Annotated in this window: 16 protein-coding genes, 4 tRNA genes and 1 rRNA gene; 10 read left to right on the plus strand and 11 right to left on the minus strand. The window is 32.3% G+C overall.

Annotated elements, in window-relative coordinates:
• The first annotated feature begins 427 nt into the window (after nt 1-427).
• Together EW093_RS15645 and rrf are read left to right on the plus strand one after the other, a co-directional pair.
• Nucleotides 428-1,783: an MATE family efflux transporter gene (locus tag EW093_RS15645; RefSeq protein ID WP_149569293.1), complete on the plus strand. Its 1,356-nt coding sequence runs from the start codon at nt 428-430 to the stop codon at nt 1,781-1,783.
• A gap of 31 nt (nt 1,784-1,814) precedes the next feature.
• Nucleotides 1,815-1,923, plus strand: a 5S ribosomal RNA gene (rrf, locus tag EW093_RS15650).
• Between the two features lie 94 nt (nt 1,924-2,017).
• On the opposite strand, the gene EW093_RS15655 is transcribed toward rrf, so the two are convergent.
• The 4 genes from EW093_RS15655 to EW093_RS15670 are packed head-to-tail and all read right to left on the minus strand — an operon-like array spanning nt 2,018 to nt 5,218.
• Nucleotides 2,018-3,073, minus strand: a complete 1,056-nt coding sequence (locus EW093_RS15655) for an NAD(P)H-dependent glycerol-3-phosphate dehydrogenase (RefSeq protein WP_149569294.1) — start codon at nt 3,071-3,073, stop codon at nt 2,018-2,020.
• Nucleotides 3,074-3,093: 20 nt separating this feature from the next.
• Nucleotides 3,094-3,537, minus strand: coding sequence for a nucleoside-diphosphate kinase (ndk, locus tag EW093_RS15660; protein ID WP_149569295.1), 444 nt, complete (start codon nt 3,535-3,537; stop codon nt 3,094-3,096).
• Nucleotides 3,538-3,545: 8 nt separating this feature from the next.
• Nucleotides 3,546-4,256: a hypothetical protein gene (locus EW093_RS15665; RefSeq protein ID WP_149569296.1), complete on the minus strand. Its 711-nt coding sequence runs from the start codon at nt 4,254-4,256 to the stop codon at nt 3,546-3,548.
• Nucleotides 4,256-5,218 (minus strand): hypothetical protein, encoded by a 963-nt coding sequence (locus tag EW093_RS15670; RefSeq protein ID WP_149569297.1) that lies wholly within the window; start codon nt 5,216-5,218, stop codon nt 4,256-4,258. Before EW093_RS15670 ends, EW093_RS15665 begins: the two co-directional genes overlap by 1 nt.
• Nucleotides 5,219-5,422: 204 nt before the next feature.
• Here EW093_RS15670 and EW093_RS15675 point away from each other — a divergent pair, with 204 nt between their 5' ends.
• Together EW093_RS15675 and EW093_RS15680 are read left to right on the plus strand one after the other, a co-directional pair.
• A complete protein-coding gene (locus tag EW093_RS15675) occupies nt 5,423-5,677 on the plus strand; it encodes a YbeD family protein (RefSeq protein ID WP_149569298.1) in 255 nt (84 codons plus the stop codon).
• Nucleotides 5,677-7,524 (plus strand): BRCT domain-containing protein, encoded by a 1,848-nt coding sequence (locus EW093_RS15680; protein WP_187759746.1) that lies wholly within the window; start codon nt 5,677-5,679, stop codon nt 7,522-7,524. Before EW093_RS15675 ends, EW093_RS15680 begins: the two co-directional genes overlap by 1 nt.
• On the opposite strand, the gene EW093_RS15685 is transcribed toward EW093_RS15680, so the two are convergent.
• Entirely contained in the window at nt 7,514-9,688 is a 2,175-nt protein-coding gene (locus tag EW093_RS15685) for an ATP-binding protein (RefSeq protein ID WP_149569300.1), read from the minus strand. The two genes, EW093_RS15680 and EW093_RS15685, sit on opposite strands and share 11 nt — an antisense overlap.
• 83 nt (nt 9,689-9,771) lie before the next feature.
• Here EW093_RS15685 and rlmN point away from each other — a divergent pair, with 83 nt between their 5' ends.
• Nucleotides 9,772-10,806 (plus strand): dual-specificity RNA methyltransferase RlmN, encoded by a 1,035-nt coding sequence (rlmN, locus tag EW093_RS15690; RefSeq protein WP_149569301.1) that lies wholly within the window; start codon nt 9,772-9,774, stop codon nt 10,804-10,806.
• Between the two features lie 22 nt (nt 10,807-10,828).
• Here rlmN and EW093_RS15695 read toward each other — a convergent pair whose 3' ends face one another.
• From EW093_RS15695 to EW093_RS15715, 5 genes are all read right to left on the minus strand, one after another.
• On the minus strand, nt 10,829-11,539 hold the full coding sequence (locus EW093_RS15695) for a DUF445 domain-containing protein (protein ID WP_149569302.1): 711 nt from the start codon (nt 11,537-11,539) through the stop codon (nt 10,829-10,831).
• A gap of 66 nt (nt 11,540-11,605) precedes the next feature.
• A tRNA-Arg gene (locus EW093_RS15700) sits at nt 11,606-11,679 on the minus strand.
• A 13-nt stretch (nt 11,680-11,692) separates the two neighbouring features.
• Nucleotides 11,693-11,765: transfer RNA gene (locus tag EW093_RS15705), tRNA-Pro, on the minus strand.
• Nucleotides 11,766-11,791: 26 nt separating this feature from the next.
• A tRNA-Arg gene (locus tag EW093_RS15710) sits at nt 11,792-11,865 on the minus strand.
• A 13-nt stretch (nt 11,866-11,878) separates the two neighbouring features.
• Nucleotides 11,879-11,951: transfer RNA gene (locus EW093_RS15715), tRNA-Pro, on the minus strand.
• Nucleotides 11,952-12,099: 148 nt separating this feature from the next.
• On the opposite strand from EW093_RS15715, the gene EW093_RS15720 reads away from it, so the two are divergent.
• Genes EW093_RS15720 through trpA form a run of 5 tightly spaced genes read left to right on the plus strand, consistent with a single transcriptional unit; the run spans nt 12,100 to nt 18,442 of the window.
• Complete coding sequence (locus tag EW093_RS15720) at nt 12,100-13,503, plus strand: chorismate-binding protein (protein ID WP_149569303.1); 1,404 nt, start codon at nt 12,100-12,102, stop codon at nt 13,501-13,503.
• On the plus strand, nt 13,500-15,080 hold the full coding sequence (locus EW093_RS15725; RefSeq protein WP_149569304.1) for a bifunctional anthranilate synthase component II/anthranilate phosphoribosyltransferase: 1,581 nt from the start codon (nt 13,500-13,502) through the stop codon (nt 15,078-15,080). Before EW093_RS15720 ends, EW093_RS15725 begins: the two co-directional genes overlap by 4 nt.
• A gap of 1 nt (nt 15,081) precedes the next feature.
• A complete protein-coding gene (gene trpF / locus EW093_RS15730) occupies nt 15,082-16,491 on the plus strand; it encodes a bifunctional indole-3-glycerol phosphate synthase/phosphoribosylanthranilate isomerase (RefSeq protein ID WP_149569305.1) in 1,410 nt (469 codons plus the stop codon).
• Nucleotides 16,488-17,696, plus strand: a complete 1,209-nt coding sequence (gene trpB / locus EW093_RS15735) for a tryptophan synthase subunit beta (RefSeq protein WP_149569306.1) — start codon at nt 16,488-16,490, stop codon at nt 17,694-17,696. The genes trpF and trpB overlap by 4 nt, the downstream gene beginning before the upstream one ends.
• Nucleotides 17,693-18,442, plus strand: a complete 750-nt coding sequence (gene trpA, locus EW093_RS15740) for a tryptophan synthase subunit alpha (protein ID WP_149569307.1) — start codon at nt 17,693-17,695, stop codon at nt 18,440-18,442. The genes trpB and trpA overlap by 4 nt, the downstream gene beginning before the upstream one ends.
• Here trpA and EW093_RS15745 read toward each other — a convergent pair.
• Nucleotides 18,431-19,102, minus strand: a complete 672-nt coding sequence (locus tag EW093_RS15745) for a hypothetical protein (protein ID WP_149569308.1) — start codon at nt 19,100-19,102, stop codon at nt 18,431-18,433. The two genes, trpA and EW093_RS15745, sit on opposite strands and share 12 nt — an antisense overlap.
• Between the last annotated feature and the right edge of the window lie 5 nt (nt 19,103-19,107).

The following is a 19,107-nucleotide window of genomic DNA, read 5'->3' on the forward strand; positions in this document are numbered from 1 at the left end:
GTTCTGATCTTTCCAGAAGGAATTCCCTGGTTAATTATTATGTACTAACAAAAAGTTATGATAAATAACATTCATATCAACTCTTTGTAATTAATTTTAATTACATTGTATGTACAATATATGTATTAGTTGTTTAAAGTTTGAATAGGAAAGGTAACTGTTACTTTAATTAAGTAGTCTAATGTTTTTAGTAGGGCTCTTTTTTATAATCAATAAACTTCTATATTTCAGTTAGTTTAATCTGTATTAACTCTTTTGATTTTCCTATAACAGAAATTGTTGACCAATAATTTTTCATTATGGAAATCTACTTAATAATCTTTCTCTATTACTCTAGGCAACAAATTATTAAAATTATATTAATTGTTAGTAAATAGTATAGTTTTAATTATGTAAAATAGTAAAATGTATATATATAGGAGATTAAATGAACAAAGAGATGAATAAACTCGGTACAGAAAAAATTGATAAATTACTATTTAAAATGTCAATGCCAGCAGTTATTGGAATGATGGTAAATGCTCTGTACAACGTAGTTGATACAATATTTATTGCCAGAGGAGTAGGTACAGATGCCATAGGTGGATTAGCTATTGCATTTCCAATACAGATCCTAATTATGGCATTTGGAATGTTATTTGGAACAGGAGCAGCTTCAATAATTTCAAGGGCCTTAGGAGAGGGTAATCACGACAAAGCAAATAGTAGTGCAGGTAACGTTTTAATTATATCTGGAATTGTAGGTATACTTATTGCAATTCCTTCAATGATCTTCATTGAACCTATTTTACAGCTATTTGGAGCAACTGACAATCTACTTCCATACAGTAAAAGTTATATGGAAGTTATATTATTAGGAGCACCACTAATAATATTTTTAATGGGTGGGAATAATATTGCAAGAGCCGAAGGTAATGCCAAGGTTGCAATGGTTTCTATGGTTATAGGAACAGGTCTTAATATTGTTCTAGACCCTATTTTTATATTTATTTTCAACTTAGGGATAAGAGGAGCAGCTTTAGCCACAATAATTTCACAGTTTGTATCTGTAATTTATCTATTAAATTACTTTATTAGGGGTAAAAGTTCATTACATTTTACAAAACACGCACTAACACTCCAACCTAAAATAGTAGTTAGTATACTCTCTCTTGGTGTTCCATCATTTATTAGACAGGCAGGTGGTAGTTTTGTTGCAGTAATCCTTAATAACGCTTTAGGTACTTATGGTGGGGATATTGCTATCTCTACATTTGGGGTTATGAATCGACTATTAATGCTTGGTTTAATGCCTCTATTTGGAATAGCACAGGGTTTTCAACCAATTGCTGGGTATAACTTTGGTGCTAAAAAGATGGATAGATTATGGGAGGTTTTAAAACACTCAATGGTGTATGCAACAATACTCTGTTTAATTTATAGTTCAATACTATTTTTCTTTCCAGAGTTTATGTTATCGATATTCTCAACAGATCCTGAACTAATCTCTCTTGGGTCCTACGCAATGAACTATATAATAATGTTTTTGCCATTTATTGGTATTCAAGTAGTAGGTTCTACATACTTTCTTGCAATTGGTAAAATTGCACCATCTTTTGTTTTAGGATTAAGTAGACAGGTAATACTACTACTTCCATTAGTATTGATTTTACCAAAGTTTTTAGGGATTCAAGGTATATGGTTATCATTTCCTATTGCTGATGGCTTAGCACTTTTATTAACAGTTACCTGGCTTGTTTTAGATATAATTTATCTTAGAAAGAAAGAGTTAAATAAGTGTTGACTTAAAAGAGTAAAAAGTATTAAATATCAAGGTCAGCGATGATAGCTCCAAGGCCACACCCGTTCCCATACCGAACACGGAAGTTAAGCTTGGATGCGCCGATGGTACTGCGTTAGTGGGAGAGTAGGTGATCGCTGGCTTTTTTATTTATAACCAAAAGAATCAATCAGCTAATTACTATTAAACATAAAAAAAAGCCTGTAAAAATACAGGCTTTTATATTAGATTTGAAAATTAAAATTTTGTTATTTTTAAGTACTTTTTAACTTCATCTTCTGGAGTGGAGTTCTTATTAAGGATATTCCAAACAGTATTTATTATATCTAATTTCAAACCATGCTTTTTAGCTAATTTATATGCATGGCCGACTGCTACAGCACCTTCAGGTAGATATGGAAGTTTATCTAAGTTATCTATTAAGTCATCATAGTCTTTAAAGTTATCTAAAATATTGTTTAGTATAATATCCCTACCAAATCTTCTATTTCGACCATGTATACTTCTACATGTAACATCTAAATCCCCAACACCAGCTATGGATGTAAAAGTCTCAGCATGGGTTGCACCTAAACTTTTACCTAGGGACATAATCTCATTTAAACCTGCAGCTAGTAAAAGTGATTCAGTATTATCTCCAATAGCACTCGATCTCTCTTTTATAGCATCAAGTACACCAAAGGCTATAGCTATTACATTTTTTACAGCAGCTGATATTTGTACACCTACAACATCAAAACTTGAAAAAACATTTAATGAGTCAGAACTTAATAACTCTCTGATTTTTATTGAGTTTTTTGGGTTTTTAGAAGCACTAATTAGGCCAGTAAAGCCTCCAGTTGCAACCTCTTCAGCATGACTAGGTCCAGATATATAGACTAAGTTATCCCTATAAAAACCAGGTAGATAGTTCTCAATTGTTTCAAGGATAAGTTTAGGTTCATCCTTAGATGGAATAAATCCTTTAGCTACAATACCAATTGTCGTTTTTCCCTCTTTTACAAATGGAACATCTAGTAATTTTTTTACACTATCTAATATAAATAGTGACGGACTTGCTAATATTATAATCTCTTTATCATTAGCTGCTTCTAATATTGATGTAGTAGCAGTAATATTTTCTGGTAATTTTATTCCTGGTAAAAATTTCTTATTTTCATGTACTGAATTTATTTGATCACAGCCCTCTTTATCAAAGGACCACATTGTAACATCAATACCTTTTTCTGCAACTATTTTTGCAAGGGCAGTTCCAAATGCACCAGCACCAATTATACCTATTTTGTTAACCAAGTTATTTCTCCTAAGGATATTTAATCTATCCACTCTCTATTGTTATCGTTATATTCTATAATTTCTTCATCTTTAAAATATATGCTTATCTCTCTCTCTGCGCTCTCCACAGAGTCTGAAGCATGTATTATATTTCTCATGGAGAATCCATAATCTCCACGAATTGTACCAGATGGAGCTTCTGGTGAAAAGGTCGGACCTACAATACTTCTTAAAATTTGTACTGAGTTTATACCCTTTAATACTAATAAAACTACTGGACCACTAGTTATATATTTTTCCATACCTGGATAGAAATCTTTATCTAGGTGCTCTTTATAATGCTCCTGGGCTAAACCTTTAGTTAATTGTATCATTTTTAAACCGACAATTTGAAAACCTTTTTTTTCAAGTCTACTAATAATCTCTCCAACAATCCTTCTTTGTAAAACTCCAGGTTTTAACATAGCAAAAGTTCTTTCCATTTTATCTCCTAATTATATGTAAAAGAGTATATAAGAGTTTTTTTTAGAAGGATAACATCTAATAGTGGAATATTAAATATTGCACTACTGTTATTCTCTATTTTACCCCCAACAATACTAGTTATAGTTCCATTTATATTAATTTTTAAGTTAATGTAAGATCCTAAAATATCATTAGGTCCATCATCACCTAAAGAAAAACTCATCATCTCCATGTACTCATCTTGAGAAATACCTTGATTTGCATCAGGGCCTAACATATCTATACTCTCAAGTTTTAGTATAGGCAAAAACTCTTTTAAATATTTATAGTTATCTATGGATAAGTTTATTTTAAATGTTTTATCACCATTACCTTCGGTTATGGAAAATATTTTATTATTGTCAGGTATATTAATAAGTGGATTATAAAAAATATTGTTTATATTAGATACATTAAAGCTACCTGAATACCTATTTTTTATTGTTGATTCAACATTTACATTACTAATACTGTAGTTTCTCTCAAGACCTTTTTCTAATTCTTTAGGGTTTATAATTGAACCATTGTTATTACTATCTATAGCCCCCCACTCATATAGGGTCTTAACTAAGGACTCCTTATTTAAGGTATTAAACTTTACAGTAGCGCTATTATCTTCATTTATATCAATTATATGATTAGATGAGCAGGATAATACAAGAAAGGTCGTTAAAAATAATATTATAATGTTTTTCACTATTTTACTCCGTAGAAATTAGACATTCTCCTATCTGTACCTACTAGCTCATTGTCGCTAAAATCAAGGGTTTGAGTATTATACTTAAAAATATAATCTCTATTGTTTTCAATGTCACTAATATTATACTCTACAATTATGTAAAAACCATTAATAAAATTTATACTATTAGCTTCAACAATATACTTAGGTTCTCTGTCTGAAATGTTACTATAAAACTCTTTTCTTAGTATAAGGTTATTATCTTCCCCTAGGTATAAAACTATCTTTTTATATTTAGCTGGCTCATAAACTACTTTATCCTCTTTAGGTTGAGTTATAATACTAGGTGTTAATGGTGTTAGGGGATATGAATTTTCTTCTTTATTATTATTTAATAAAGATGAATCTTGACTCTTTGATAAATCTAAAAAAGTTGATGTTTCATTTACAATTTCTGAATCTTCAATAGTATTCTCTTCTATTGAAGGAATCTCATCACTTGTTGTATTCTCTTCTATTGTAGGAGCCTCTATTACTTCCTCTTTTTCAGTTACTAAAATTTTATCAGCATTTAAACCTTTATATTTAAATACAGAAGATTTTTCTAGAATTTTAAAATCTACATTTCTGAATCCATAGTTTAACAGGTCAAGGGGTAGGGAGTCATAAAAATAGTTGTTATCTTCCATTTTTGAATTGTTTTTGTAACTAATGTCATTAGTTTTTTTTGCTGATGATTGGTATAAGTCTTCATTTATTTTAATAGACAAATCAAAAAAGCCATCTCTGTTTTTTGTTCTATATATTTTAAAAGAATCTATACCCTTTTTGCTACTTATACTTCCCTGTGCAAATAACATTTCACTACTTGCATTGAAACTATCTTCTAATAAATTTTTATCTATTATATTTTGACTATTAATTACAAAAATATTAAATAATGATATAATTAAAAAAACTAATACACTTCTTTTATACATATAAATCCTTTATATAACTCTTTATTCTAAAATAAATTATGTTATTTTATGTGTAAAACATTATAATGTAAATGAAAGTTAGAATCAAGCTTAGGTTTAAAGTGTATAATTGTTAATATTTGTAGTACAAATTATTGCTTAGGTAGTGATAAAAGCAGGTTTTTTATGTTAATATTTTCAAATAATTATTAAAAAAGAGGTATTATGAAACAAGAACTTCAATTTCCATTAATATATGATTTAAGAGTTATTTATGGAGGTGTAGCTACTGAAGGAATTTCAAAAATTACTAGACTGCTAAAGGATCTTTCAATTGAGTGTTGTAATGAAGTAATTAAGCCTGGGGGGAAACCTAATCTTTCTAGATTAGCTTTTAGTATTACTTTAATTAGTAAAGAGCAGATGGACTCCCTTTATAGTAACTTAAACAGTGTTCCAGGGATTAAATGGGCGACATAATGGATAGAGAGGAAGAGTTATATAGAGTTCTACTAGAAGCTAAGGATAAGTATTATAACAGTGATACTCCTAAAATGAGTGATGCCCAGTTTGATTCCTATGAAGATGAGTTAAGGGAGTTAAATCCTAACCATGAATATTTTAAAATAGTCGGTAGTGAGGATGTTAAATTAGGTAAAATTGTTCACCCAGAACCTATGTTATCAATGGGTAAAGCCAAAACTGCTGAGGATGCAAATAAGTGGTTCAAGAAATTAGATCTACCTGGTATTGAGTACTGTCTACAACCTAAAATTGATGGCCTAGCTGCAACTTGCAAATACAATAATGGACGCCTTGTCTATGTAGCCACTAGAGGGGATGGGAAGATTGGTCAGGATATTTCACATATTGCCAAATATGTTGATGATATAAAAGAAGGTATAACTTTCTCCCTTGGAGAAGTAGAGGTTAGAGGTGAATTATATCTACCTAAAAATACAGAGTATGATACAAAGGGTAAGGCTCTACGTAATAACTGTGTAGGATTAATTAACAGAAAAGAGAATAGGGCAGACTTAAAGTATGTTAGGTTTGTTTGTTATCAAATATCTGGGGATCATAATATAACACTAGAATCTAAAAAAATTGAAACACTGGCTAAAGATGGTTTTAATGTTGTTGATTTTTCAGTACTAAAAACTGGATCTGATATAGGAAACTACTATAAAGAGTATCTAAAAAGCAAAAGAGTTGTTTGGGAGTATGAAACTGATGGAATAATTCTTACTGTAAACGATAATACAAAACATCAAGAAATAGACTCTAGATGGGTTGTTGACCACCATCATCACTATAATTTAGCTATTAAACCACCCTCTGAAGGTAAGGAGACAAAACTACTAGGTATAGATTGGCAGGTTAGTAGACAGGGAAGTATCATTCCTGTAGCCATGTTTGAACCAATAGATATTGGAGGAGCAAAACTAGAGAGGGCTACGCTGCACAACTATGATAATGTCGTCAGCTTAAAATTAAAAAAAGGTGATATTCTCTATGTCGAAAGGGCTAATGATGTTATTCCATATGTAAAAGAAAACAGGTCAAATATTAATAGAGAAGAGGATTTTTTAAGTAACCTTATTCCTAAAAATTGCCCATCCTGTGGGGAAGATTTAGATAGAAATGGTGTTCACATTAAATGTAATAATACAGATTGTAAAGAAATTCTTATTCAACAGATAATATATTGGGTTAAAGAGTCTGATATTGATGGTGTTGCAGAAGGAACCCTTCGAGCACTTTATAAAGAGGGAAAAGTTAAACATATAAAAGACTTATATCATCTAAAATATGAAGACCTTTTTGGGTTAGAAGGTTTTGGGGATAAAAAAATAAATGGTTTTATTAATGGTGTAAAAAATTCAAAAACGGTTACTGCTATAAAGTTATTAAGCAGATTAGGTATACCCCTTGTTCAAGAAAAAGCGTTAATGAAATTGAATATTAAAAGTATTGATGATTTTCTAGTTTTTAATGATGAGACTTTTGTCACAGGACAAAATATTGTAAAGTGGAAAAAAGATCGAGTTAATTTAACATTTTTAGAAGAGTTAATAGAGTCTTTAGATATAATCAAAACTGAGGATGTGGAAAGTCGTGGATTTATATGTATGACTGGAAAGGGTCCAAAATCAAGGAAGGAAATTATAGAGATTATTGAATCTAAAGGATGGTCATTTTCATCTACTATCTCAAAAGATGTTGATATTCTACTTTGTGAAGATCCAGAAGGTAGCAGTAGTAAGTTAATAAAGGCAAAAAAATTAGGAATTAAATTACTCTCTTATAGTGATTTTATTGAGTAGATATTTTTAACCACTTATCCACTTCCCTTAGAAACATCTGCTTTCTTATTGGTTTTGTTATTATACCATTCATTCCAGTATCTAGGCATGTCTGCTTTGCTGTATCCATAGCGTTAGCAGTCATGGCTAGTATTGGAGTAGTGCTATTTAAACCCGATGCTCCACGAATCTCTTTTGTTGCCTTAAATCCGTCCATTATAGGCATTTGTAAGTCCATTAAAATAAGATCAAACTTTATCTCTTCACACTTAATAATTGCTTCTTGTCCATTTTCTGCAATTGTAACTATGTGATTATCCATTTCTAGATGTTTTTTAGCTACAATTTGGTTAACAGGATAATCTTCTACTAATAAAATCTGACTACCCTCTGTATGTTTAATATTATCATCCTGTATCTCAAGGGTTTCATCTACTTTTTTTTCTAAAGTTTGTGCTTTAACAGGTATTTTAATATTAAAAGAGCTTCCTCTATTTATTGTACTCTCTACAGATATGGAACCACTCATTAATTCTATAATTTTTTTACATATAGTAAGTCCTAATCCAGAACCTCTAAACTTTCTAGTTAAACTACCATCAACCTGTTCAAATTTATTAAAAATTGAGTCTATTCTATCCTCTGGAATTCCAATTCCAGTATCAACTATTAATATATCTAGTATTAGATTTTCATCATTATCCATATTTGATGAAATTTTGATTTTAACACTACCTGTTGGTGTAAACTTAATCGCATTGTAAAAAATATTAGAAACTATCTGATAGAGTCTTAACTCATCAGATATAATAATATGTGGTACATCTTCATCAATCTCGCTATATAAAATAATATTTTTATCTCCAGCTTGCACCTGTCCTGACTTCATTAAACTATTTATTAATGATCTTATACTAAGTTCTGTTTCAACTATATTCATTTTACCTGCATCAATTTTTGAATAGTCTAAGAAGTCATTGATTAAATGTAAAAGAGTCTCAGACTCATGAAGTATCTGTTTTACCTGAACAGTTACTGATTCACTGTGATCTTCAGTTAAAATAATATCACAGAATCCCATAATACAGTTTAAAGGAGTTCTTATCTCATGGGATATATTTGCTAAGAATTGGGATTTAAGTGCATTTGCTTCTTCCGCTTTTTTAATAGCCACTGTTAATTGATCATTAGTAGAAATTAGCTCCTGGGTTCTTTTATGAACAACACTTTCCATCTGCTCAAATGACCTAAATAGTTTTATTTCAGAAAGTTCTCGACTTAATAAAACCTTATTAAATGTCTCGGCTAGTTTTTTGAACTCATCATAGGGGTAGTCAAATCTATTTAACTTTTCACAAACTTCATGGGCTGCTAGTTTCTCTGTATTTTGTACTAGATCATCTAATGGTTGAATAATCTTTCTAATATTTCTTTTAGCATTTAAGATTGATGCTAAAAATCTAAATGTTGAGAATATTAGTATAGCAATAAAAAGTTTTAGGTTATCAAGATATTGCTCCTGTGTAGAAAAATATACATATATATCTTCTATGGAATTCTTTACTTTAAGTTTCTTTAAAAGTGTCTTGCTTGTGGACTCTAATTTAACACCGTTAAATATAAATTTCTGATCATTAAATATAAAACCCATTAAGCCATCTTTTTTATATAAAGTTAATAAACTTTTACAATTATTAATATTAAAAAACTGGATGTATCTATGCTCCTTAAAAGTTCTCTCATTTAAAATATAGAGGTTATTATTGTAGGTAACTATTTTATTAGTATAGTCCTTGGAGTTTAAAAATCTTTTATATATTTTATACTCAATTGGTTTAAGTTTTTTTATTAATGGATCATCTATATTACCAAAAAAGATCGAAACACCTCCACAAAATGAAAGTTTATTATTAATTAGGGTGTTTATTTCCGCTATGTATGAGTCTTGATTATCTGCTTTAGTAGTTTCTAGTTTAGAGATTTTATTATAAATTTCATCATTAGTATTAATATTGTTTATATAATCTGAAATATAGATCTTTGACTCATTATATTTGTTATTATAAATGTTTCCTATTAAATTTATACACAGTAGCAACAAAAGTGATGATGTTAATACATTTGTTATTATTGATGTGATAAATGTTGACTTATATATTGTTTTTGTAAATGATTTTAATTTCATAATTTAAGAATTATATTAACTTTTATTCTTTTAGTTCGCAAGTTATTATTCCTTAGATCTAAAAAAAATAATATTATGAAAAAATGATAAATAAAAAGAACTTAATTGGGATGACTCTATTAGAATTAGAGAGCTTTGTTCTAACTCTTAATATGAAAAAATTTAGAGCAAAACAGATTACAGACTGGATATATAATAAAAAAGTAACAAGTTTTGATGAATTTACAAATTTTTCTAAGGATGATAGGGAGAAGTTAAAAAACAGTGCTGTAATTAACTCTCTTAAACCATCTAAAGTTATGGTTTCCAAAGATGGAACAAAAAAGTATCTATTTACCATTGATAGTTGGAAGTCAATCGAGGTTGCATATATTCCTGAAAAGAGGCGTAATACACTATGCATATCTTCCCAGGTTGGCTGTAGAATGGGGTGTCAATTCTGTATGACTGATAAACAGTCATTACAGAGAAGTTTAACTTCCTATGAGATAATAAATCAAATTTTATCCCTACCAGAAGGGGATAGTATTACAAATATAGTTTTTATGGGTATGGGTGAACCTCTTGATAACTATGAAGAGGTGACAAAGGTTTTAGATATTTTAACTAAGCCCTGGGGGTTGAATATTAGTCCCCATAAGATAACCCTTTCAACTGTTGGTCTAATCCCAAAATTGAAACAGTTTTTACAAGAGAGAGAGTGTAATTTAGCCTTAAGTGTTCACAACCCTATTAGTGATGAAAGAAGTTCATTTATGCCAATAGAGAGGGCATATAAAGTTAAGGATGTAATTGATGTAATTAGAGATTTTGATATGCCTAAAAACAGAACTTTTTCAGTAGAGTATATTTTGTTTAAAGATTTAAATGATAGTTTAAAACATGTTAAAGCTCTGGTGAAACTTCTTCATGGACTACGAGTAAAAGTTAATCTAATATCATATCATGAAATACCAGGGGAGGATTATAAAGGGTTATCCTATGATAATATGGTGTGGTTTAAGGATGAATTGAAAAAAAGAGGTGTTATTACAACTATTAGGAAAAGTAGGGGGCAGGATATAGATGCGGCCTGTGGACTATTATCTACAAAAGAGAGTCTTGGTTTAAAAAAATAGGAGGATTAAATCCTCCTACATATTATTTAATAAAGTTCATCCCTGCACCAATTAGGCCTCCAAAGACACCTCCCCAGACAACTAACCATCCAAGATGTTTTTTTATCATATCCTGAATAATTTGTTTAACCATCTTAGGTGTAAGTTCTTCTAGTCTAGACTCAATAATTGTTATTATCTTATCCTCAACACCTCTGTTTATATCAGATGAGAATGCAGCATCTTTAAGGGCTAACCTAAATTTATCCTCATTAGATGCTTCAACTATTCCATCCTTCATTTTTTCAGCAAATGGTTCTCTAAAGGATTCAAGAGCGGAAGCTCCACCAAACATACCTAACATACCACCAAAACTTGAAGATAAGATAACTTGGGATAACTTATCAAAAAAGATGTTGTAGTTTATGGTCTCAGCTACATGAGAAAAATCAATTTTATCAATCGCATCCTCAGATTCATTAAGGAATCTATCTATATTTTCCTTAGTGAAAAACTCTTCCATAATCAGATGTTTTATTCCCGCTTTAAATTCAACAAAATGGTTTGGTATTACTCCTGAACCATAAAGCCCTGGAACCTTCTCAAATAACATGTGAATTGCTAACCAGTTTGTAATAGCACCTGATAATGCAAAGTAACCAATTGATAAAATTAGATCACTAAAAACAGGTGTTATAAACCCTACAATAATTAATAAAACTGCAACTAAATTTGTAACTATACTCTTATTCATAGAAAGAAGTTACTAAATCGAAATGTAAATGACAATAGGAAAATTAAAAGATATGAAAATAAAAATTAGGCCCAAGAGGATTCGAACCTCTGACCCTCGCCTTAGAAGGGCGATGCTCTATCCAGCTGAGCTATGGACCCATATTTTATTATATCGGGATGGCAGGATTCGAACCTGCGATCCCCTGGTCCCAAACCAGGTGCCCTAGCCACTGGGCCACATCCCGTTATATACTACAAAATAAATAAAAATTAGGCCCAAGAGGATTCGAACCTCTGACCCTCGCCTTAGAAGGGCGATGCTCTATCCAGCTGAGCTATGGACCCATATTTTATTTTATCGGGATGGCAGGATTCGAACCTGCGATCCCCTGGTCCCAAACCAGGTGCCCTAGCCACTGGGCCACATCCCGTAGTACGTTAAGAACTATACAGATTCCTTTTTTTTTAATCAATAGGATTTATAAACAAAATTAAGAATTGTTTATAAAATTTAATGTTTCTATTGACAGTAACAATCTCTTGTTGTACTTTGTATCTATTGGTAGAAACGAGGTGAGTATGAAAAAAAGAACAGATGGAATAATTAAAGTCATTTCTGGTGAGAGATTCACTCCATTTGCATTGGCGGAAAAACTAGATGCTAAAGTTATTTTAGAGTCATCTTCCTTAGAAAAGGGTAGGGAGAGATACTCGTTATTATTAATTGAAGAAGCCTTTAGGGTTAAGCAGATAGATGATCAAATAACCCTAATAAAGGATGGAAAGAGGTTTAAGTTGGAACATAAGGGTAGGGATATTCTCTCTGTTCTAGAGTATTTTGCATCCCAACATCCAACAGTTCATCAGGATTTTCCATTTCCAGCTGGTGGTATTGGTTTCCTATCCTATGAGTTTTGTAGGTTTTGCGATGATATTAATATTTCTAAGCAAAACAATGAGTTAGACTTACCAGATGCTGAGTTTATATTTCCCCATGTAGTTGTGGTTGTTGATCACTACTCTGACCTTATCTACTTAATTGGTTTAAATTATAAGGAGTCTGAAACAGACTTAAATGCTCTTGTAGATGAAACTGAAAATAGGATTCATGATCTCAATTTTAATTATATGGCAAAAAAAGAGAGGGAGTATAAGTCTGAAATATTAACACTTGGTGCTGGTAAAGATGAATTTATTAGAGGTGTTGACCTTATTAAGGATGAGATAATAAAGGGTAACCTGCTACAGGGAGTTTTATCTAGAAGACTAGATATAAAAACTGATATACCTGCCTTTGAGGCTTATAGAAATTTACGTTCAGCAAACCCATCCCCATATATGTTTTATATAGATTTTGGTGAGTATCAACTATTTGGTGCTAGCCCTGAAGTCCATGTGAAAATTGATAATGATAGGGTCTTAATGCGTCCAATAGCTGGAACTCGAAGGCGAGGGAAGGATTACCAGGAGGATCAAGATTTGGAAAAAGAGCTCTTAGGAGATGAGAAAGAGAAAGCTGAGCATCTAATGCTAGTTGATCTTGCAAGAAATGATCTAGGACGAATTTGTAAGGGAGGAAGTGTTGTTCCTACTGATTTTATGAGAATAGAGAGATATTCTAAACTTATGCATATTGTCTCTGAAGTTGAAGGAAGACTCCCAGAAGATTTTAAACCCTCTGATGCTATAAGAGCTACTTTCCCTGCTGGTACAGTATCAGGAGCCCCAAAAATAAGAGCTATCGAGACTATCTCAAAATTAGAACCAGAAAAAAGAGGTTTTTATGCAGGCCTTGTTGGTTACATGGGTGTAGAAGGCGAGCTTGATACATGTATTAGTATTAGATGTGCCTTAAAAAGAGGTGAGCATCTATATTTACAAGCAGGGGCGGGGATTGTATATGATTCAACACCCCAGAGAGAGTTTGAAGAGACAGGTGAAAAGATGAGAGCTTTAGCCTTAGCTGTAGGAGTTAACGTATGATACTTATATTAGATAATTTTGATTCGTTTACCTTTAATGTCTATCAGCAACTTTTGCAAGTTACAAATGAAGATGTAAAGGTTATTAGAAATAATAAGATTAGTGTTGATGAAGTGAAAAAACTTAAACCTACCCATATTATTATATCCCCTGGGCCTGGTCGTCCTGAAGATGCTGGTATTTCCATTGATATAATTAAAGAGTTTAAGGGGGTTATTCCTATTCTAGGGGTCTGTCTTGGGCATCAAGCTATAATTAGCGCTTTTGGTGGTGACATAATTGGAGCAAAGAATATAGTCCATGGGAAGGTTGAACCTATAAAATGCGATGGAAAGGGAATTTTTAGAAACCTTGGATCTCCAATAAATTTTACCCGATACCACTCCTTAGTTGGAGATATAAATACTCTTCCGGAATGCTTTGAAATTACATCAACAAGTAGTGATGGGGAGATAATGGGGGTAAGACATAAAGAGTATGATATTGAAGGGGTTCAATTTCATCCAGAGTCTATTGCCAGTGAAAATGGATTATCCCTATTTAAAAACTTTATTAATTATAAAAGAGAACCTTTTGATACTACAAATAAGTTAGAAAGAATAATCTCTGGAGAGGATTTGACCTTTCTTGAAGCTAAAGAGTTTATGGAAGAGTTAACAGATGGTAATTTAAGTGACTCTATTATCTCTGCATTTTCTATAGCCTTAAATTGTAAGGGTATAAGCTCCCAGGAGATAGCTGGATGTGCTAAAGCTCTTAGGGATAAAAGAACCAGGGTTAATGTTCAAGTTCCAGTTATTGATACCTGTGGAACAGGTGGAGATGGGTTAAATACATTTAATATTTCTAGCTTTTCAGCACTTATTGTTGCCTCATGTGGGGTTAATGTTGCTAAACATGGCTCAAGGGCGGTTTCTAGTAAAAGTGGTAGTTCTGACTTTTATACAGAATTAGGTATTAGTTTAGAATCTGATCCAAATTCGATTGTAGATAACATAAATAATACTCAATTCTCATTTATGTTTGCACCCCACTTCCATAAAGCTATGAGGTTTGCAGCCCCAGTTAGAAAAGAGCTTAAGATAAAAACTATATTTAACCTTATTGGTCCCCTTTCAAATCCTGCTAGTGCAGATTATCAAGTTATTGGAGTTTGGGATGAGAGGTTTTGTTTAGTAGTTGCAAAGGCTGCAAAACTATTAGGAGTAAAAAAAGTGATGGTCGTTCATGGCTTAGATGGTATAGATGAAATATCAATCTCTGATAAGAGCAGGGTTGTATATATTGATGAAAATGACAAGGTTGAAGAGTTTATATTTGACCCAAAGAGTGAAGGGATACCAATGTATAACCTATCTGATCTTAGTGGTGGTAGTGCTGAAGTTAATGCATCTATGGCTAGGGAAATATTAAATGGTGGAGGATCAGAGGCTATAAAAGCGGCATGTAGTTTAAACGCCGGAGCAGCCCTAATGGTATATGGGAGAGTTTCAACTATAATAGAGGGGTATGAACTTGCAATGGATGCCATTGAAAGTGGAAAAGTTAAAAATAAGCTAGTAGAGATAGTAGGCTAGTATGGATATAAGAGAAGAGATATCTAATAATAGGAAAAAAAGAGTAGAGAGAGAGGGATATGGGTTATCTATAACTATTCCCGAAAAAAGAGAAGCTCCTTTAATTGATTTTAGTAAGGGTCCCTTTGTCATATGCGAAGTAAAAAGAGGATCTCCTTCAAAGGGACATTTTGCTAAAGAGTTGGACGAAGTAGAGCAAGCAACAAAATATTGGGATAGTGGGGTTAAACATGTTAGTATTTTAACAGAAGAGGACTACTTTTACGGTTCTCTACAAGATCTAATAAACATAAAAAAAAGGTGTCCCACCCTTTCAGTATTAAGAAAGGATTTTTTATTAGACCTTACAGATGTGGAAACAAGTTATCTCTGTGGAGCAGACGCATATTTATTAATTACTTCCCTTCTTGATAGAGACCTTTTATACAGTATGTATTGGCGTGGTAAAGAACTAGGTATGACACCATTAGTCGAGGTTCATGATAAAGATGATGTAGAAAAGGTTAGAGAACTAAGACCATCTATAATAGGTATCAACTCAAGGGATTTAAAAAATTTTACGATCGATCCTTTAAGACCACTTAAAATTAGATCCTATATCGATTGGGAGTGTGACATTATCTATGAGTCTGGAATTAGTTCTAAAGAAGATGGGGAGTTTGCCCGTGACTCTAATTTTTCTGGGGTTTTAGTTGGTGAGTGGGCTGTTAAAAAAGAATCCCTACCAGGGGAATTAGTTTCAGTATTTGAAAAAAGTAGGGTCTATAATCCTTGGGAAAGACTTTTTAATAGTTACAAAGAGAATAGACCCTTTATTAAAATTTGTGGTTTAACCAATAAAGAGGATGTCGATCTAGCAGTGGATCTAGGGGCAAATCTTCTAGGCTTTATACTAGCAGAATCTCCAAGGAAAGTTGAGATAGACTTTATTAAAACCCAAATAATTGATAAAAGAATTTTAAAAGTAGGTGTTGTTGTACTCTCTAAAGGAGAGAAACTATCAGATGATATTAAGCAGTTAGTTTACGATGGTTATTTAGATTTTATCCAGTACCATGGGGATGAAACCCTAAAAGAGTGTATTAATAATGGTGTTCCATTTTATAAAGCTATAAGTATAAAAAATAGGGAATCACTAAATAAAATGAATAGTTATGGTCCTGTCGTTCTATTAGATTCATTTTCAGCTAGTAAGCGGGGAGGAACAGGTAAGAGTATAGATAGAAAGTTAACAGCCATAGCAAGGAATAACCCTAATCTTTGGTTAGCAGGGGGACTTAATACGGAAAATATTAGTTCTGTTTTAGAGGAGTTTAAACCTGAATTTATAGATGTTTCTAGTGGATTAGAATTGTACCCGGGTAAAAAGAGTAAAGAGAAAATGATTAAATTTTTTAAGGAATTGATATGAAAAAATACAATAACTTTTTTGGTAGATTTGGTGGAAGATATGTAGCTGAAGTTTTAAGGGAGCCCCTTAGGGAGTTAGAAGATGCATATAAGAAATATATAGTAGATACTGATTTTATAGATGAGTTAAATAAGTTTGCTAAGGATTTTATAGGTAGGCCAACACCATTACTATTTGCAGAGAACTCTACAAATCAGATCGGTGGTGGTCAAATTTATATTAAACTAGAAGGGCTTGCTAATACAGGTGCACATAAAATAAACAACGCAGTTGGTCAAGCTTTGTTGGCTAAAAGAATGGGTAAAACCCGGGTTATCGCAGAAACTGGAGCTGGACAGCACGGAGTAGCAACAGCAGCTGCATGTGCAAGGTTAGGTCTTGAGTGTGTAATTTATATGGGAGCAGAAGATATAAGACGGCAACACCCAAACGTCTACTGGATGGAGCTATATGGCGCAAAGGTTGTATCTGTTGAATCAGGTTCTAAAACCCTAAAGGATGCAGTAAATGAAGCTTTAAGGGATTGGAGTGGTAGTTTTAATAATACCCACTACATTATAGGTTCTGCCCTAGGCCCATCACCGTATCCAGATATGGTTAGGGAATTCCAATCTGTTATTGGTAGGGAAGTTAAGGAGCAAGCTAAGGATTTAGACATAGCAGTTATGGTCGCCTGTGTAGGTGGAGGTTCCAATGCTATAGGTTTTTTTGAACCATTTTTAGAGATGAATACACCTAGGCTTGTTGGCGTTGAAGCAGGGGGTAAGGGATCTGGTTTAGGGGAAAATGCTATAAGAATGACTGATAGTGGTAAAGATGGAATAGTTCAGGGATATAAGAGTAAATTTCTTATTGATTCTGATGGACAACTTAGTGAAACCCACTCGATTTCCGCGGGACTAGACTACCCGGGGATTGGGCCACAATTAGCAAACCTAGGGGAGATTGGAAGGGTTGAGTTTACATCTATAAATGATAATGAGGCCCTTGAAGCTCTAAAGTTTTTTGCAAGGAATGAAGGTGTTATATTTGCAATGGAGTCTTCCCATGCAGGTGCAGCAGCGATTAAAATTGCTAAAGGACTACCTAAAAATCGAGCAATTATAGTTAATATGTCAGGTCGAGGGGATAAGGATATATTTATTTCAGCTAAAGCTTTAGATGAGAAACCTTGGAAGGAGTTTTTAATGGAGGAGTCAAAATGAATAGAGAGATAGTTTCCCACTTAGTAGCAGGTTATCCCACATTAGAGGGTTCTTTTGAGGTCGCTAAAGGGTTAATTGACGGAAAAGGTTATGCCCTTGAGATCCAGATACCATTTTCTGACCCTTCTGCAGATGGCCCAACTATTGAAGTAGCTTGTTCCCAATCATTGAAACTCGGTTTTAAGGTTGATATGGGGTTTGAACTAATTAAAAGAGTTAAATTATACAGTCCAGAAACACCTATATATTTAATGAGTTATGCAAGTATTGTTTTTACAAACGGTGTGGAAAACTTTGTAAAAAAAGCTAAGCTATATGGTGTTGAGGGATTAATAATTCCTGACTTAACAGTAGGAGCTGATGAGGGTTTATATGAACTAGGTAAAAAGTATGATGTAAACATTATCCCTGTTCTAGTAACCTCTGTTCCCAAAAATAGAGTAGATGAAATTTTGAGGAACAGTAGTTCAGACTGGGTTTATATCGCTTTAAGAGGGGGAATTACTGGAAGTTATACAGAGATCACCAAGGATAACTTAGACTTTCTAGACTATGTTAAAGGGTATAATAAACATGTTATGGCAGGGTTTGGTATACAGTCAAAGGAGCAGATAGATGTTTTAGATAAGCATGTGGATGCATCTGTTGTTGGGTCATATTTTGTTAAAAAGACAAAAGAACTTTTTGATAAAAAAATGGATCTATCAAAGGGTATTAGTCAGGTTATTTCAGATCTAAGAGAGTAACTTAAAAAAAGTCTCCGGTGATGATTTAAAGGAGTACTGTTTCTTTATTGTTGAAGGAATACCTAAATCACTGGAGTTGACTCTTAAAAGAGTCACATTTGGCAGTGCTGTAGCAATATTTTCAAACGGTCCCTTTATTAGTTTTGTATCTAACTCGCTTGTTTCAATCTCTAGTAGCAGTATTTTATTATTGTAATTCTTATGTATCCATTTGTAATAGGATTTTTCTTGAATCTGTAAGTGCTCATCTACAAAGTAGGTATCTGTTGTTATATTCATAATTAAAGGGGAGTTACAATAGGGGCATTTAGGATGGGAAGACCTATCTTTAAAATCTATAAAATCCCATAATTCCTCTGTACAAGCGTTATAACACTGTAGCTTGTTACAACTACCGTTTGGTGTAAAAACTCTACCAATATGGTCTGATAAGTTACTATTCCATGATGTGGAAATAATAAAATAATCCTTATTATTGAATATTTTACTAATTTTACTATTTATATCTATTGTGTTAGATAGGAATCCATTGTATTCCTTAATCTCATCCCAATTAAGTGGATCTATAGGAGGATCTACTTTTTTTAAAATTGAAGCACCTAAACCAATTAATATATAACTTGACTCTTTAACTATTTTTTTTATCTCTTTTACTTTCACAAACT

Origin of the sequence: Thiospirochaeta perfilievii (assembly GCF_008329945.1) — a bacterium.
GTDB classification, from domain to species: domain Bacteria; phylum Spirochaetota; class Spirochaetia; order DSM-2461; family DSM-2461; genus Thiospirochaeta; species Thiospirochaeta perfilievii.

Excerpts from the sequence above, each read along its gene's own strand:
- EW093_RS15645 (WP_149569293.1), top strand. The coding sequence starts at position 428 with ATGAACAAAGAGATGAATAAACTCGGTACAGAAAAAATTGATAAATTA.
- ndk (WP_149569295.1), bottom strand. The coding sequence starts at position 3,537 with ATGGAAAGAACTTTTGCTATGTTAAAACCTGGAGTTTTACAAAGAAGG.
- EW093_RS15670 (WP_149569297.1), bottom strand. The coding sequence starts at position 5,218 with ATGTATAAAAGAAGTGTATTAGTTTTTTTAATTATATCATTATTTAAT.
- EW093_RS15675 (WP_149569298.1), top strand. The coding sequence starts at position 5,423 with ATGAAACAAGAACTTCAATTTCCATTAATATATGATTTAAGAGTTATT.
- EW093_RS15680 (WP_187759746.1), top strand. The coding sequence starts at position 5,677 with ATGGATAGAGAGGAAGAGTTATATAGAGTTCTACTAGAAGCTAAGGAT.
- EW093_RS15685 (WP_149569300.1), bottom strand. The coding sequence starts at position 9,688 with ATGAAATTAAAATCATTTACAAAAACAATATATAAGTCAACATTTATC.
- rlmN (WP_149569301.1), top strand. The coding sequence starts at position 9,772 with ATGATAAATAAAAAGAACTTAATTGGGATGACTCTATTAGAATTAGAG.
- EW093_RS15695 (WP_149569302.1), bottom strand. The coding sequence starts at position 11,539 with ATGAATAAGAGTATAGTTACAAATTTAGTTGCAGTTTTATTAATTATT.
- EW093_RS15720 (WP_149569303.1), top strand. The coding sequence starts at position 12,100 with ATGAAAAAAAGAACAGATGGAATAATTAAAGTCATTTCTGGTGAGAGA.
- EW093_RS15725 (WP_149569304.1), top strand. The coding sequence starts at position 13,500 with ATGATACTTATATTAGATAATTTTGATTCGTTTACCTTTAATGTCTAT.
- trpF (WP_149569305.1), top strand. The coding sequence starts at position 15,082 with ATGGATATAAGAGAAGAGATATCTAATAATAGGAAAAAAAGAGTAGAG.
- trpB (WP_149569306.1), top strand. The coding sequence starts at position 16,488 with ATGAAAAAATACAATAACTTTTTTGGTAGATTTGGTGGAAGATATGTA.
- trpA (WP_149569307.1), top strand. The coding sequence starts at position 17,693 with ATGAATAGAGAGATAGTTTCCCACTTAGTAGCAGGTTATCCCACATTA.